Origin of the sequence: Bradyrhizobium sp. SZCCHNR3119, from assembly GCF_032487775.1 — a bacterium.
Classification (GTDB): domain Bacteria; phylum Pseudomonadota; class Alphaproteobacteria; order Rhizobiales; family Xanthobacteraceae; genus Bradyrhizobium.
The window spans coordinates 1061952-1076161 of sequence record NZ_JAUEUV010000001.1 but is presented as its reverse complement, the minus strand read 5'-3'; the positions used below and the strand labels follow the sequence as shown (position 1 = coordinate 1076161).

The following is a 14210-nucleotide window of genomic DNA, read 5'->3' as shown; positions in this document are numbered from 1 at the left end:
CAATCAATGCGAACGATCTTGATAATCAATTTTTCGAAATGGTCAAACGAGGCTAATCCAGATTTTGGGAAGAACGTCCAAAGGCGCGTGACGCCTCAGCGCCGCGAGTGGAGCCATGTTCAAATATTTTCCGACCAATTATGTCTGGAATCTCTCGGTCGATCTCGCGATCGAGATGGGCGCCCGGATCGGCGAGATCGAGGAGATGTGCGCGCCGCTGCAGGAGGCGGCACGACAGCCCGACGCGAGCGGCACGCAGGCTTTTCGCGAAACCTGGGCGCGGATGGCGGACAAGCTCTGCGAGCTGGCGGCCGAGGACGAAGGGAGGGGCCGGCTACTGTCGGCTGGCGAGAAGTACGGGCGGGCGGCGAGCTATCTGATTACCTGCGAGCGTCTGCAGGCGCACGATGCGCCGGGACGGCTGGCGCTCTACCAGAAGTGCCTCGATGTCTTTGCCAAGGGAATCGCGCTGGCGCGGGAGAACTGCGAGCGCGTCGAAATCCCCTACGAGGGTACTCACATTGCAGGTCTTCTCGTCCGCGCGGAAGGCCGCGACGGACCGGTGCCGCTGCTGGTGCAGGTCAACGGACTGGATTCAACCAAGGAGATGAAATACCGCGTCGGCCTCCCCGCCTGGCTTGCCCGCCGAGGCGTGTCGTCTCTCGTGATCGATCAGCCGGGATCGGGTGAGGCGCTGCGGCTGCAGGGGCTTCCCGCACGCTACGACACCGAGCATTGGGCATCGCGTGTGGTCGACTGGCTGGAAACCCGCAGCGATGTCGACCCGAAGCGGATCGGCCTCGAGGGAGTCTCGCTCGGCGGCTACTACTGCCCCCGCGCCGTGGCCTTCGAGCCGCGCTTCGCCTGCGGGGTGGCGTGGGGCGCCAATCATGATTGGCGCGAGGTGCAGAAAAGGCGCCTGCAGAAGGAAGGTAATTTCCCGGTCCCGCATTATTGGGCGCATGTGCGCTGGGTGTGGGGCGCAAAGGATCAGGACGACTTCCTGCGGATCGCCGAACAGGTCCATCTCAATGGCATACTCGACCGCATCAGGGTGCCTTTCCTGGTGACCCATGGCGAGAAGGACTCGCAGATCCCGCTACATTGGGCCGAACGGACCTATGAGCAGCTGATCAATTCGCCCAAGCGTGAGCTGAAGATCTTCACCGACCGCGAAGGTGGCTCCCAGCATGCGAGCTTCGACAACAGCATCAATGCCGGCCACTACATCGCGGACTGGGTCGCGGAGACGTTGAACGGGCATGTCGCCTGAGCTGCAGGCGGGAGGAGAGTGATGAGAATTGTCGGACTGGACAGCCTGATATTCGGTGTCGATGACGTGGCCGGCGCAGCACGCTTCCTGGTCGATTACGGGCTGACGCCCGTCGATGTGTCTGACCGCGGCGGGCGCTTCGAGGCGATCGACGGGACGGCGGTGGTGATCGCGCGGCATGATGATCCGGCTCTGCCGCCGGGCCCCGTTCCCGGCTGCCGTCTGCGCAAGACCGTGATGGGCGTCGCCGACGATGCGACGCTCGGTGCGATTGCCGCCGAGTTGCGGCGTGATCGCGAGGTCCGTCGTTTTGCGGATGGATCGATCGAATCGATCGACGATGCGGGATTCGTGATCGGCTTTCAGCGGACGGTGCGCCGGCCCTTCATCCTCCCGGGTGAGATCTCGAATGCTCCCGGCGGCGTGGTCTTCCGGCCAGTCAACAGCCTCGGCGTCCCGCCGCCGGGTAGCGTGATCCGCCCGCGCACGCTGTCCCATGTCGTCTACTTCGTGCCAGATGTGGTGAAGGCCGAGGCCTTCTACGTCAACCGGCTCGGCTTCCGCTGCACCGACCGATTCACCGGCACCGGGCCGTTCCTGCAGCCCGGCGGCTCGCTCGACCACCACACCCATTTCCTCATCGGGGCGCCTCCGCAGATGCACGGGGTCGAGCACTTCACCTTCCATTTCGGCGGCCCCTCGGAAATGATCACCAACGGTTATCGCTTCGTCGAGAAGGGCTATCAGGCGTTCTGGGGCCCTGGCCGGCATATCCTGGGGTCGAACTGGTTCTGGTACTTCAACAGTCCGTTCGGCTGCCACGTCGAGATGGATGCCGACATGGACCAGCATGATGCGAGCTGGCAGCCGCGCGAGGCGACGGCGTCTGCCGACAATTCGCAGACCTTCCTGATGAAGATGCGCAAGAAATGGTACCCCGGCCCTGGAATTTCCGAGAATGGCGATTACGCGTGAAGCCGGATCGGCAGAGTGGGTGCGGTTGTGCCGTTCGGACGAGATCGGCGAAGCTCAGTCGCGCGGCTTCGATCCGGACGATGAGGGACAGGACAGCCTGTTCGTCGTGCGATGCCGCGGACAGCTTCACGGCTGGCGCAATGCCTGTCCGCATGTCGACGGCGCACCGATGGCTTGGCGCAGGGATGCGTATCTCAATGCCGACGGCACGCGCATCGTCTGTCATGCGCACGGTGCCGAATTCATGCCCGACACCGGGCTGTGCGTGCAGGGGCCCTGTCGCGGTGAGCGGCTGACCCGGGTTGGGCTCATCGTCGATGCCGACGGCGAGCTGTTGGCGAAGTCATAACACGCCTGCAAGGGCGGACTGCAGAGGGGAAGAAGGCGCCATGGCAGTGGTGAGCAGGGTGCTGACGATCGGCGGCGGCTTTTCCGGCATGGCCGCGTCGATCCAGATGCGCAAGGCTGGCATCGATGTCGATCTCGTCGAGATCGATCGCAACTGGCGTCCGGAAGGGGCGGGCATCACCGTCAGCGGGCCGACCTTGCGCGCGTTGGAGGCGATCGGCGTGTTCGCGGAGTTCACCAAGCGCGGCTACACGTCTGATGGCGTCGATCTGTTTACGCCGTCAGGTCATCGGATCGGCGAGATTCCTACGCCCAAGGTGGCAGGATCCGACGTGCCCGGCGGCGGCGGGATCATGCGGCCGGAGCTCGGGAGCATCCTCGCCGATGCGACGCTACTCAGCGGCGTCAACGTCAGGGTCGGATGCACCTATACCCACATCGCCCAGCACGAGAGTAATGTCGAGGTCACCTTCAGCGATGGCACGACCGGACGCTACGATCTCGTCGTGGCCGCCGACGGCGTTCACTCGAAGACCAGGGCGCTACTGTTTCCGGAGGTTAGGCCGCCGCAATATATCGGGCAGGGCGTTTGGCGCGCGGTGCTGCCGCGGCCGTTCGATATCGTGCGGCCGCGCATGTGGCTGGGTGGCGCAGTCAAGGCCGGCGTCAATCCGGTCTCACCAAGCCATATGTATTTGTTCGTGACCGAAGCGCGGCCCGAAAAGCTTCAGGTCGATCGTGCGGTATGGCCACAGATGCTCGCGGATCTGCTGGCCCCCTTCAGCGATCCCGTGCTCGCAGCACAACGCGCCAATCTGCTCGCCGCGGAGGCTGCGATCGACTACCGGCCGCTGGCGAATCTGCTCGTGCCCGCGCCGTGGAATCGCGGACGGGTCATTCTGATCGGCGACACCGTCGCTGCGACTACGCCGCATCTCGCCTCCGGGGCGGGCATCGGCATCGAGAGCGGAATCGTCCTGGCCGAAGAGCTCGCGCGTGCGGCGGCCTTGCAGGAGGCGTTCGACCGCTTCCATCTGCGCCGCTGGGATCGCTGCCGCATGGTGATCGAGAACTCCGCACAGCTTTGCCGGATCGAGATGGAGAATGGCGACAAGACCGAACACACGCGGATCATGCGGGAGTCGGTGATGGCTCTGGTGCAGCCGATCTGAACGACAAGAACAGCAGAAAAGGGGAGGAACAAGTGACGGTGACGACGGAAACATGGCGGGGGCGAACAGCCCTGATGATCGCGCATTGCGCCGGGATGGTCGACCTCGTAGCGCTGCCGGTCTGGGTCGGCGCGCTGATCGAGCGCTACAGGTTCAGCCCGCAGCAGGCCGGCATGCTGGCAACGTTGTTCCTGCTGGGCGCCGTCCTCAGCAGCCTGTTCTTTGCACCTCGTTTCAACCGGTTGAACGCTCGTCTGGCCACGGTCGGGGGCTTTGCCGTTGCCGCGCTCGTGTTCCTCGCAGCGAGCCGTACGTCGGAATTTTCGCTGCTCGCGATCCTGCATGCCCTCGCCGGTGCGACGGCGGCTTGCGGCCTGAGCTTCACCCACGGCACGATCGCACGCAGCGCCAACCCTCACCGTGTGTTCGCCATCGTCGGCATGGCGCTCGGGGTCTTCGCAATTCTCTTCCTCGGCGTGACACCCAATCTCGTGGCGACGTTCGGGGGATCCGCGCTGTTCCTTGTGTTCGCCGGCGTCATGGCGGTTGCCGCGCTGGCGGCAGCGCTGTCCTTTCCAAAGGGCATGGTGCGCAGTGACGAGGATCTCATGGCCGATGTCAGCCATCTCCCTCGCGCGGTGTGGTTCGGGATTGCCGGCATCAGCTGCATGGCCCTGACGCAGGCGATGCTGTTCAGCTTCATCGAGCGCATAGGCAGCGATCGTGGCTTCGGCCCGGAGGCGGTCACCGGCGTTCTCATTGCGCTGGGTTTCGTCAATCTGCTGCCGGCGCCGCTGGCCGCGGTTCTGGAGAAGCGATTGCCGGCCCGATACGTTCTGCCGGCAGGGCCGGTGTTCCAGGCGCTGATCGCGGTGACGATCACCTTCGGCTCCGGCTTCCTGGCGTATGCCATTCCGACGGCGATCTTCGCCGCGGTGATGATCTTCACCCACACCTTTGCGTTCGGGCTGCTGTCGCGCCTCGATCCCACTGCGCGGGCACTCGCCGGTACGCCCGCCATGCTGATGACCGGTGCCGCTATCGGTCCCATTCTCGGCGGGACACTGGTGCAACTGTTCGGCTATCCGGCGCTCGGCCTCGGCACCGTCATCATCTCATCAGTCGCGGTCGTGATGTTCTCACGTGTGTTTGCCGCGCGCGGCCCGGCTGCTGCCGCTTCCCTCGAAATCGCCTGATCAGGAGACTCCCCGCATGACCCTTCCGCAGATTCGCCGCGTTGTCACCGGCCATGATGAGCAGGGCGCCGCCGTGATCTCATCGGACGGCGGATTGCCGACCGTCACCGAGCTGGCCGCGATCCCCGGCACGTTCTTCCACGAGGTCTGGAGCACACAGGCGACGCCGGCACTCATCGACAATGGTCCGGATCCGACCGTCGGGCAGCTCCGGCTGCCGCCGCCGGCCCATGGCAGCCGTATCCGTTTTGTCGACATTCCGCCGGATACTGAGGATTTTCTCCACAACGGTGCGACCCGGATGAAAGCCGCCTTCAGTCAGATCGGTGATCCGCATGCCTCGACGGTGACGACGGAGTCGCCGCACCCGCTGATGCATCGGACCGAGACCATCGACTACGGCATCGTCATCTCCGGCGAGATCACGCTGGTGCTCGACAAGGGTACCGCTGATCTGAAGGCGGGCGACGTCGTGATTCAGCGCGGCACCAACCACGCCTGGGCCAATCGCAGCGACAAGCCCTGCCGCATGCTGTTCATTCTGGTCGACGGCAAGTTCGGTCCCGAAGCCAACCCGACCAAGGCCGGCTGATGAAGCTCGCGACATATCAGAACGGCAGCATCGATGGTGGCCTGGTCATTATCTCCAACGATCAAGCGCGTGCGATCGACGCGAGTGGGATCGCGCCGGACCTCTTGACTGCGCTCCGCCATTGGCAGGAAGCAGAGGCACCGCTCCGCCGTCTCGCCGATCGGCTCGAGGATGGATCGGCTGGAAATGTCTTCCCGTTCGATCCTGCGCGATGTCTGGCACCGCTGCCGCGCGCGCCGCAATGGTGCGACGGCTCGGCCTTCCTGAATCATGGACGGCTGATGGACGTAGCCTTCAACAAGCCGCCGATCCCCGACTTCGAGACGATCCCGGTGATGTACCAGGGGGCGAGCGACGATTTCCTCGGGCCGCAGGCCGACGTCCCGTTCGTCGCTGAGGCCGACGGCATCGATTTCGAAGGCGAGTTCGGCGTGGTCGTGGACGAGGTGCCCATGGCCGTTTCCGCCGAAGAGGCCGCGCGACGGATCCGGCTGCTGGTTCAGATCAACGATTGGAGCCTGCGTGCGGTCGGCGCGCGCGAGGTTCGCACCGGCTTCGGCTTCCTGCAGGCCAAGCCGTCCACCAGCTTTGCGCCGATCGCCGTCACGCCGGACGACGTTGGCCACGCCTGGCGTGACGGCCGTCTCGACATGGCTCTGCATGTCTGGCGCAATGGCGAGCGGATCGGTGCGGCGTCGGGCCTCGAGATGGCGTTCTCCTTTCCGCAACTGATTGCCCATGCTGCGCGGACCCGTCGGCTGACGGCGGGGACGATCATCGGATCGGGAACGGTCTCGAATGCCGACCGCGCTGCCGGGTCGAGCTGTCTTGCCGAACGCAGGGCGATCGAAATGATCGATCTTGGCGAGGCACGGACGCCATTTCTGCGCTTCGGTGAGCGCGTGACGATGGAGGCCTGTCTCGGCGACGGCAGGCCCGGTCCATTTGGACGCATCGATCAGCAGGTTGTTTGCGCATCTGGCGAGATGCCGGGTTGAACCGATGCGCATTCTCATCACGGGCGCTGCGGGCTTTGTGGGCGGCGCCTTGCTGGGTCGTTTGCTGAGGGACTCGGACGAAGCCGAGGTCACCGCGCTCGATCTCACGGCGCAGCCGTCCTGGGCCTCCGGCCCTCGCCTGCGCTGGATCAGGGGTGGCCTTGACGATCGCGCCGTGCTGGATCAACTTGGCCGTACCTCGTTCGATCTGGTGTTTCATCTCGCCAGCATTCCCGGCGGTCGCGCCGAGGTGGAGCCGGCGCTCGGTCGCTGCGTCAATCTCGATGCGTCGCTCGATCTCCTGCAATCGCTTGCGAAGGTACGAAACCGCCCGCGCGTCGTCTACGCGAGCAGCATCGCTGTGTACGGCGCGCTCTCCGGGGAGCCGGTGACCTCGCACACGGAGGCGCGGCCGGCCATTACTTACGGCGCGCACAAGCGGATGGTAGAGATTGCACTCGCCGATCACACCCGGCGCGGAGATATGTCTGGGATTTCGCTGCGGCTGCCCGGCATCGTCGCGCGCCCGAGACCGGTGAGCGGCTTTGGATCGGCCTTCATGAGCGAGCTGCTGCATGCGGTCTCCGCGGCAGAAAAGTATGTCTGTCCGGTATCGCCGGCAGCCACTGCCTGGTGGCTCTCCACCAAGACCGCAGTTGACAATCTCATCACCGCCGGCGCTATCGACACTTGCGGCACTCTGCAACTCCCGGCGCTTCGCCTCTCGATCGCCGAAGTCGTGAACGGATTGGCTGAGCTGTATGGCCCCGAGCGTACCGCACGCGTAACGTTCGATCCCGACCCACGCATCGAGGCGGTTTTCGGTCGCTATCCCGCGCTGGATACGCGCGCCGAATCGGCCCTGGGCTTTGTTCACGATGGATCGGTCGCGGAAATGATTCCGAATGCGCTTTGAGCCGGAAGCGGGTAACACAAGTGCCATCCTCACCGCTCCGGTCCCCTCGCGGGCTTTCGAACGGACAACCGGCCGCCGGGCCAACAGGGCACGCTGATCGAGGTTGCGCCTCCTCGATTTGGACCTGGAAGCTGAGCTGAGCAGAATTCTGACGACGGACACCAGGTTGTCATTCCGCCTGCAATATTGGCTCTTGAGCAATCTTGGTGCAGCGCCGATTAGTTAGTCTGGCTTGGAGCAGCTAGATTTTCCAACGATTGTATATTTTTTGGCTCTAGGAGTTTGAGCCGGGTGATCTCCTCGGTCTGTCCGCGAACCATCCTACTGCTATGGCCGGTATCGCGCGGGATTTGCTCGATCGTCATCCCGCTCTTCGATGGGTCATGATGGTCGCGTTGGTGTCCTCGCGGTTAGTATATCTTCACAATACAGGCGCTCGGCCACGGTGAACAGGTTGGGATGAATTGTGGTCGTCCCGATTGCGTCGCGAATCTGGCGCATTGGTTTGCGGACGGCATCGAGAAATGCGCCGAAGCAAAACGCCCGACGAGGAATGGCCGACGATCAGTGTGCTCCTCAGATTTTCGAACAAGGGGTACCTCGCAGTCACGACGCTTGTCGGAACTGGGCTCGTCAATAGCTGGTATTTGGTTGGCTCGGTCCCCAACCTGCTGACAACCGCCTATGGCCAGGTCCTGCTTGCGAAGCTTCTGTTGTTCGGCGGAATGCTCACACTTGCGATGGCGAACCGGTTTTCGCTGGTTCCAGCTGTCAGGGGCTTGGGGCCTGCCGCCTCGGCAGAGCGGGGCGACGCGCCACTCCGGAAGTTGTGCAAACACGTGCTAGGCGAACAGGTGTTGGGAGCAATGATCATCGCGATCGAGAGTCTCCTCGGCACAATGGCGCCGGGTCTTTCCAAGTAACGGCGACTCTTGACCTTGTCGGCACTCACCGAGTGCCAGTCCGATCTGTCGTTCAGCGAATGGTGTTTTTTGCAGGGCGCCGCCTTTGCGCGTGCATTGGGAAGTTGAGCCAGATCAACGACCCAAGTGATGCTTTACGCATAGGCATGCATAGTCTAAAAGCTTGAGATTATGCTCCGCGCATACGATATGAGTGGGCAGGTGGACCGCAATGCGTCTGGTTCGAACGATGATGGCCTTGATGATCGCCCTGTCGGTGGCAATGCTGCCGGCAGCGGTGAGGGCTACGCCGGTCGTCCAATCGACGCCGCAAGCTACCACGGAGGCGACGGCAAAGGATACCGTCATGGCCTCCGACATGTCCGGCGCAATGGATGAATGCTGTCCGCATCACGCCAAGGCCAAGCCCTGCGACCAGTCGAACGGTCAATGCCCGATGGCATTTTGCGCGATCCAAGCCGTGAGCCTCGCCGTTGCTGCTGCTTTCCACTTTGATTCTCCAATGGGTGCGGGTCATCCGCTTCCGATTCCGGAGGACCAGGTTCTCGCTCTGCACAGCAGCAGTCCGCCCTTCCGACCTCCTCGAGTCTGATCCTCTCCCAAAACAAGCTGCGCGTGATCCTTGGGCTCGCGCGTAACGACGCTTGCCGTGCGTACCGCTTTGCGGCGCGACGGAGATCAGATCCATGAGGAGAAAGTTATGATTTCGAAGTTCACGCGAATCGCGGCGCTCGCTGCGACGATGACGCTTGCCGGCACCGCAGCCTTCGCAGCGGCAAGCGACTACACCTTCGAGCCGGTCAATGCTGAAACGAAAAAGGGCGATGACGTCACGGTTGCCGTGCGCCTGACCAACAAGGTGACAGGAAAGCCGGTATCGGATGCGGTGATCATCCGTACGCGCGTCGACATGGCGCCGGACGGAATGGCGGAAATGGAATCGCCCGTCGTGCCCCTGCCGGCGAATGAGCCTGGTGTCTACGCGTTCAAGACGGATCTGCCGATGGCCGGACGCTATCAGCTGAGCCTCTCTGCGAAAGTGCAGGGCGAGGTGGAGACCGTGAGCGGCAAGGTCGTGATCAAGGCAAACAAGTGAGGTCCGGGAGCTCTGCTTTTCAACAGAGCTCCCGCTTCGATTGCGGCCCTCATTCACGATCAGCAGGTAAACGCCATGACCACGATTCGACTCCTGACGGCATTTGCGCTCGGCATCGGCCTGGCCGCAGGCGGATATTGGACGTCACAAAAATCCCTTTGGCCGTTAGGCTCGCATCTCGCACCGCCGGCCGTCGCCGCCGAGAGGCCCGCGCTCTACTACCGTGATCCAAGCGGGGCGCCGTTCTGGTCAGCCGGTCCGAAGAAGGACAGCGATGGCCGTGACTATCTGCCGGTCTATGATGAGGACGAGGGCTCTTCCGAGCCCGCCAAGCCGAAGCAGCAGGCGGATTCGTCGCGCAAAATTCTCTACTACCGCAACCCTATGGGCCTGCCGGACACGTCCCCCATCCCCAAGAAGGACCCAATGGGGATGAACTACGTCCCGGTCTATGAAGGTGACGACACCGATGACAGTGCCGTCAAGCTTTCGCCGGGCAAGATCCAGCGCACCGGTGTGAAGTCCGAGCCCGTCGAGCGACGCGCGATCAGCGTCTCGATCAGGGCGCCGGGCACCGTCCAGCTGGATGAGCGGCGTGTGTCGGTGATCGCGATGCGCTCCGAAAGCTTCGTCCAGAAGGTGGCCGACGTGACCACCGGCACCCGCGTCAAGGCGGGCCAGCCGCTGATGGAAATCTACAGTTCGGCCATTGCCGCCGCGGCAGCGGAGTATCTTTCCACCATCAACTCGAAGATCGTGGGCGGCATCGAGTCCTACGGCCGCGGCTCCCGCCAGCGCTTGACCAATCTGGATGTTCCGGAACCGGTCATCGCAACGATGGAGAAGTCCCACGTTGCGCCCGTCACGGTGCAGTGGTCGGCGCCCCGCGACGGGATCGTGCTCGAACGCAACGCGGTCGAAGGCATGCGGGCCAATCCGGGCGATGTGCTGTTTCGGATCGCGGACATATCAGTCGTCTGGGCTTTGATCGATGTGGCCGAACGGGACTTGGGCAGCATCGCGGTGGGACAGCCGGTTGCGATTCGGGCGCGCAGTTTTCCCGGCCGGACCTTCTCAGGAAAAATTTCGGTCATCTATCCCCAAGTGAACCGCGATACGCGGACCGCTCGCGTCCGGGTCGAACTGGCCAATCCGGACTTCGCACTGCTGCCGGACATGTACGTCGATGCCGATATCGACACCGCCGATGCCGCGCCCGTCCTGGCCGTAGCCGACAGTTCGGTGCTCGACACCGGTACGCGCCAGGTCGTCCTCGTCGACAAGAGCGAAGGCCGGTATGAGCCGCGGCAGGTGAAGCTCGGTCGCCGCGGCGGCGGCTACATCGAGGTGCGGGACGGCCTTTCCGCAGGTGAAGCGGTGGTCACCTCGGCGAACTTCCTGATCGACGCCGAAAGCAACTTGAAGGCGGCGTTGAAGAGCTTTTCCGAAGCGGACGCGCCGCGGGCAACAGTTCCGTCGAGCGACATGAACGGCATGAAGAACAAGGGAGACCAGCAATGATCGCCCGCATCATCGCCTGGTCCGCGCGCAACCTGCTGCTGGTGCTGTTCGGCACCGGCTTTGCGGCCGCTGCCGGCCTCTATGCGCTCGTGCACCTCCCATTGGATGCAATTCCGGACCTCTCCGACACCCAGGTCATTGTCTACACCGAATACCCGGGCCAGGCACCGCAGGTCATTGAAGATCAGGTCACGTATCCGCTGACGACGGCGATGTTGACCGTGCCGAAGTCCAAGGTCGTGCGCGGCTTCTCCTTTTTCGGCGTGTCCTTCGTCTACGTCATCTTTGAGGATGGCACCGACATCTATTGGGCGCGTTCGCGTGTGATGGAATTTCTCAACAGCGCGGCGTCCAGATTGCCGGCTGGCGTCACGCCCACGATCGGCCCCGATGCCACCGGCGTCGGCTGGGTCTACCAGTATGCCGTGATCTCGAAAGAGTTGAACCTGGCCGACACGCGCACGATCCAGGACTGGAACTTGAAATTCGCGCTGGCCAAGGCCGAAGGCGTCGCCGAGGTCGCCAGCATCGGTGGCTTCGTCAAGCAATACAACGTGGTCCTCGATCCGCAGCGGATGCGCGATCGCGGCATCAGCATGCAGAAGATCCGGGAGGCCATTCGCGCCAGCAACGCCGATGTCGGCGGGCGCACCGTCGAGCTCTCGGAATTCGAATATGTCATTCGCGGCAAGGGCTACCTCAGGAGCATCAACGATCTCGGCAACATCGTGCTGAAGACCTCCGGTGGCACGCCGGTGCTGTTGCGCGACGTCGCGCGCGTCGAGCTCGGTCCCGACGAGCGGCGCGGCATCGCCGAGCTGAACGGCGAGGGTGAGGTCGCGAGCGGCATCGTGCTGCAGCGCTTCGGCGTGAACGCGCTCGATGTGATCGAGAACGTCAAGAAGCGCTTCAAGGAGATCGCGAGCAGCCTGCCGAAATCGGTCGAGATCGTCCCGGTCTACGATCGCTCCAACCTGATCTATGCTGCCATCGACACGCTCAAGCACACGCTCGTGGAGGAGAGCTTCGTCGTCGCGCTGGTCTGCGTGGTGTTCCTGCTGCACGTCCGCAGCGCGCTGGTGGCGATCCTGATGCTTCCCGTCGGCGTGCTGATGGCGTTCGGCGCCATGAAGCTGCTGGGGCTCGGCTCCAACATCATGAGTCTCGGCGGCATCGCGATCGCAATCGGCGCCATGGTGGACGCCGCGATCGTCATGATCGAGAACGCCCACAAGCATCTCGAGCGGGCCAAGCCCGAGCAATCGCGAGTCCAGATCCTGATCGATGCGGCCTCGGAGGTCGGGCCGGCGCTGTTCTTCAGTCTGCTCATCATCACCGTCTCCTTCATGCCGATCTTCACCTTGGAAGCGCAGGAGGGCCGGCTGTTCAGCCCGCTCGCCTTCACCAAGACCTTCTCGATGGCCGCGGCGGCTCTCTTGTCCGTGACGCTGGTGCCGGCGCTGATGGTGATCTTCGTTCGTGGAAGGATCGTCCCCGAGCACAAGAACTTCATCAATCGCTTCCTGATCTGGATCTACCGCCCCGTGATCAAGGGCGTGCTGCGGGCCAAGACCTTGGTCATTCTCGCTGCCGTAGCGCTCCTCGCGGTCACGATCTGGCCGGCCCGCCAGCTCGGCACCGAGTTCATGCCGACGTTGAATGAAGGCACGCTGCTCTACATGCCGACCACGCTGCCCGGCATCTCCGTCACGAAGGCGGCCGACCTGATGCAGATGCAGGACCGCATCATCAAGTCGGTCCCGGAGGTCGCCTCGGTCTACGGCAAGGCCGGCCGGGCGGCGACCGCGACCGATCCGGCGCCGACCGAGATGTTCGAGACCATGGTCAACCTGAAGCCGAAAGAGCAGTGGCGGCCTGGCGTCACCGTCGACGGCCTCATTGCCGAGATGGACAAGGCGCTGCAGTTTCCCGGCGTGTCGAACGCCTGGACCATGCCGATCAGGGCGCGCATCGACATGCTCTCCACCGGTATCCGCACGCCCGTCGGCATCAAGGTCATGGGCACCGACCTCGTCGAAATCGATCGGCTGGCCAAGCAGATCGAGCGCGTCATCAAGACGGTTCCTGGGACCTCTTCGGCCTATGCCGAACGCGGCATCGGCGGATACTACCTGGAGATCACCCCGGATCGCGAGGCGCTCGCCCGCTACGGCATCCTGATCCAGGACGTGCAGGACACGATCGCTGCGGCGCTCGGCGGCCAGACGGTCACCACGACGGTCGAGGGGCGGCAGCGGTTCACGGTGAACATGCGCTATCCGCGGGATCTCCGCGACAATCCGAAGGCCATCGCCGGCGACATCCTGGTGCCGATGCCCACCGGCGGCGCCGTGCCGCTCGGCGAGGTCGCAAAAGTCGAGCCGGCCCGCGGCCCCACCTCGATCCGCACCGAGAACGGACAGCTCGCGACCTACGTTTATGTCGATATTCGCGATCGCGACGTCGGAAGCTACGTGGCCGACGCGCAACGCGCCGTGACCGAGAGCATCCAGTTTCCAGCGGGCTATTACGTGATCTGGAGCGGCCATTACGAATATCTGCAACGTGCCGCTGCCCGCCTGAAGATTGTGGTCCCGGTGACGCTGACCATTATCTTCCTGCTGCTGTACCTGAACTTCAGGTCGCTGACCGAGACTTTGATCGTGATGCTGTCGCTGCCGTTTGCGCTGGTCGGCGGAATCTGGATGATGTGGTGGCTCGGCTTCAATCTCTCGGTCGCGGTGGCGGTTGGGTTCATCGCGCTCGCCGGCGTCGCCGCCGAGACTGGCGTGATCATGCTGATTTACCTCAATCACGCCCTCGCCGAGATGAGGGTGAAGCGGCGTGCGGAAGAAGGCCGCCGCCTGACGCGTGAGGACCTTTACGACGCCATCATGGAGGGCGCCGTCGAGCGGGTCCGTCCGAAGATGATGACAGTCGTCGCGATCATGGCCGGCCTTCTGCCGATCATGTGGAGCACAGGAACGGGATCGGAGATCATGCAGCGCATCGCCGTGCCGATGATCGGCGGCATGATCTCGTCGACCTTGCTGACGCTGATCGTGATCCCGGCGATCTTCGGGCTGGTCAAAGGATTCCGGTTGCATCCGACCAACGTCAACGAGCAAGCGATGGCAAAGCCCATTGCCGAGGCTGCCGAGTAAGGTGCGCCATGATCGACGACAGAATGGCTCGGCAAG

13 protein-coding genes are annotated in these 14210 nt (G+C 63.5%); all 13 read left to right on the top strand.

Annotation, left to right across the window (positions count from 1 at the left end):
* Positions 1 to 115: 115 nt before the first annotated feature.
* On the top strand, positions 116 to 1273 hold the full coding sequence (locus QX034_RS05180) for an alpha/beta hydrolase family protein (RefSeq protein ID WP_315741988.1): 1158 nt from the start codon (positions 116 to 118) through the stop codon (positions 1271 to 1273).
* A 21-nt stretch (positions 1274 to 1294) separates the two neighbouring features.
* Positions 1295 to 2248, top strand: a complete 954-nt coding sequence (locus QX034_RS05175; RefSeq protein ID WP_315727660.1) for a VOC family protein — start codon at positions 1295 to 1297, stop codon at positions 2246 to 2248.
* On the top strand, positions 2232 to 2597 hold the full coding sequence (locus QX034_RS05170; RefSeq protein ID WP_315704779.1) for a Rieske (2Fe-2S) protein: 366 nt from the start codon (positions 2232 to 2234) through the stop codon (positions 2595 to 2597). Before QX034_RS05175 ends, QX034_RS05170 begins: the two co-directional genes overlap by 17 nt.
* A gap of 40 nt (positions 2598 to 2637) precedes the next feature.
* Positions 2638 to 3768, top strand: coding sequence for an FAD-dependent oxidoreductase (locus QX034_RS05165; RefSeq protein WP_316195046.1), 1131 nt, complete (start codon positions 2638 to 2640; stop codon positions 3766 to 3768).
* Positions 3769 to 3806: 38 nt separating this feature from the next.
* Entirely contained in the window at positions 3807 to 4964 is a 1158-nt protein-coding gene (locus QX034_RS05160; RefSeq protein ID WP_315704970.1) for an MFS transporter, read from the top strand.
* 16 nt (positions 4965 to 4980) lie between these two features.
* A complete protein-coding gene (locus QX034_RS05155; RefSeq protein ID WP_315704777.1) occupies positions 4981 to 5556 on the top strand; it encodes a cupin domain-containing protein in 576 nt (191 codons plus the stop codon).
* Positions 5556 to 6554, top strand: a complete 999-nt coding sequence (locus QX034_RS05150; protein ID WP_315704776.1) for a fumarylacetoacetate hydrolase family protein — start codon at positions 5556 to 5558, stop codon at positions 6552 to 6554. The genes QX034_RS05155 and QX034_RS05150 overlap by 1 nt, the downstream gene beginning before the upstream one ends.
* A gap of 4 nt (positions 6555 to 6558) precedes the next feature.
* Positions 6559 to 7470 carry an NAD-dependent epimerase/dehydratase family protein gene (locus tag QX034_RS05145; protein WP_315704775.1) on the top strand — a complete coding sequence of 304 codons (912 nt, stop codon included), beginning with the start codon at positions 6559 to 6561 and terminating at the stop codon, positions 7468 to 7470.
* A 524-nt stretch (positions 7471 to 7994) separates the two neighbouring features.
* Positions 7995 to 8393 (top strand): CopD family protein, encoded by a 399-nt coding sequence (locus tag QX034_RS05140; protein ID WP_315704774.1) that lies wholly within the window; start codon positions 7995 to 7997, stop codon positions 8391 to 8393.
* 241 nt (positions 8394 to 8634) lie between these two features.
* Positions 8635 to 8985 carry a hypothetical protein gene (locus QX034_RS05135; protein ID WP_315704773.1) on the top strand — a complete coding sequence of 117 codons (351 nt, stop codon included), beginning with the start codon at positions 8635 to 8637 and terminating at the stop codon, positions 8983 to 8985.
* A 108-nt stretch (positions 8986 to 9093) separates the two neighbouring features.
* On the top strand, positions 9094 to 9489 hold the full coding sequence (locus QX034_RS05130) for a FixH family protein (RefSeq protein WP_315704772.1): 396 nt from the start codon (positions 9094 to 9096) through the stop codon (positions 9487 to 9489).
* Positions 9490 to 9564: 75 nt separating this feature from the next.
* Entirely contained in the window at positions 9565 to 11010 is a 1446-nt protein-coding gene (locus tag QX034_RS05125; RefSeq protein WP_315704771.1) for an efflux RND transporter periplasmic adaptor subunit, read from the top strand.
* Positions 11007 to 14174, top strand: coding sequence for an efflux RND transporter permease subunit (locus tag QX034_RS05120; protein WP_316195044.1), 3168 nt, complete (start codon positions 11007 to 11009; stop codon positions 14172 to 14174). The genes QX034_RS05125 and QX034_RS05120 overlap by 4 nt, the downstream gene beginning before the upstream one ends.
* Positions 14175 to 14210: the final 36 nt, after the last annotated feature.

What these genes read in the sequence shown, in the direction of transcription:
- QX034_RS05120 (WP_316195044.1), top strand. Translation starts at nt 11,007, where the DNA reads ATGATCGCCCGCATCATCGCCTGGTCCGCGCGCAACCTGCTGCTGGTG.
- QX034_RS05165 (WP_316195046.1), top strand. Translation starts at nt 2,638, where the DNA reads ATGGCAGTGGTGAGCAGGGTGCTGACGATCGGCGGCGGCTTTTCCGGC.
- QX034_RS05145 (WP_315704775.1), top strand. Translation starts at nt 6,559, where the DNA reads ATGCGCATTCTCATCACGGGCGCTGCGGGCTTTGTGGGCGGCGCCTTG.
- QX034_RS05140 (WP_315704774.1), top strand. Translation starts at nt 7,995, where the DNA reads ATGCGCCGAAGCAAAACGCCCGACGAGGAATGGCCGACGATCAGTGTG.
- QX034_RS05180 (WP_315741988.1), top strand. Translation starts at nt 116, where the DNA reads ATGTTCAAATATTTTCCGACCAATTATGTCTGGAATCTCTCGGTCGAT.
- QX034_RS05125 (WP_315704771.1), top strand. Translation starts at nt 9,565, where the DNA reads ATGACCACGATTCGACTCCTGACGGCATTTGCGCTCGGCATCGGCCTG.
- QX034_RS05170 (WP_315704779.1), top strand. Translation starts at nt 2,232, where the DNA reads ATGGCGATTACGCGTGAAGCCGGATCGGCAGAGTGGGTGCGGTTGTGC.
- QX034_RS05135 (WP_315704773.1), top strand. Translation starts at nt 8,635, where the DNA reads ATGATCGCCCTGTCGGTGGCAATGCTGCCGGCAGCGGTGAGGGCTACG.
- QX034_RS05155 (WP_315704777.1), top strand. Translation starts at nt 4,981, where the DNA reads ATGACCCTTCCGCAGATTCGCCGCGTTGTCACCGGCCATGATGAGCAG.
- QX034_RS05150 (WP_315704776.1), top strand. Translation starts at nt 5,556, where the DNA reads ATGAAGCTCGCGACATATCAGAACGGCAGCATCGATGGTGGCCTGGTC.
- QX034_RS05130 (WP_315704772.1), top strand. Translation starts at nt 9,094, where the DNA reads ATGATTTCGAAGTTCACGCGAATCGCGGCGCTCGCTGCGACGATGACG.
- QX034_RS05175 (WP_315727660.1), top strand. Translation starts at nt 1,295, where the DNA reads ATGAGAATTGTCGGACTGGACAGCCTGATATTCGGTGTCGATGACGTG.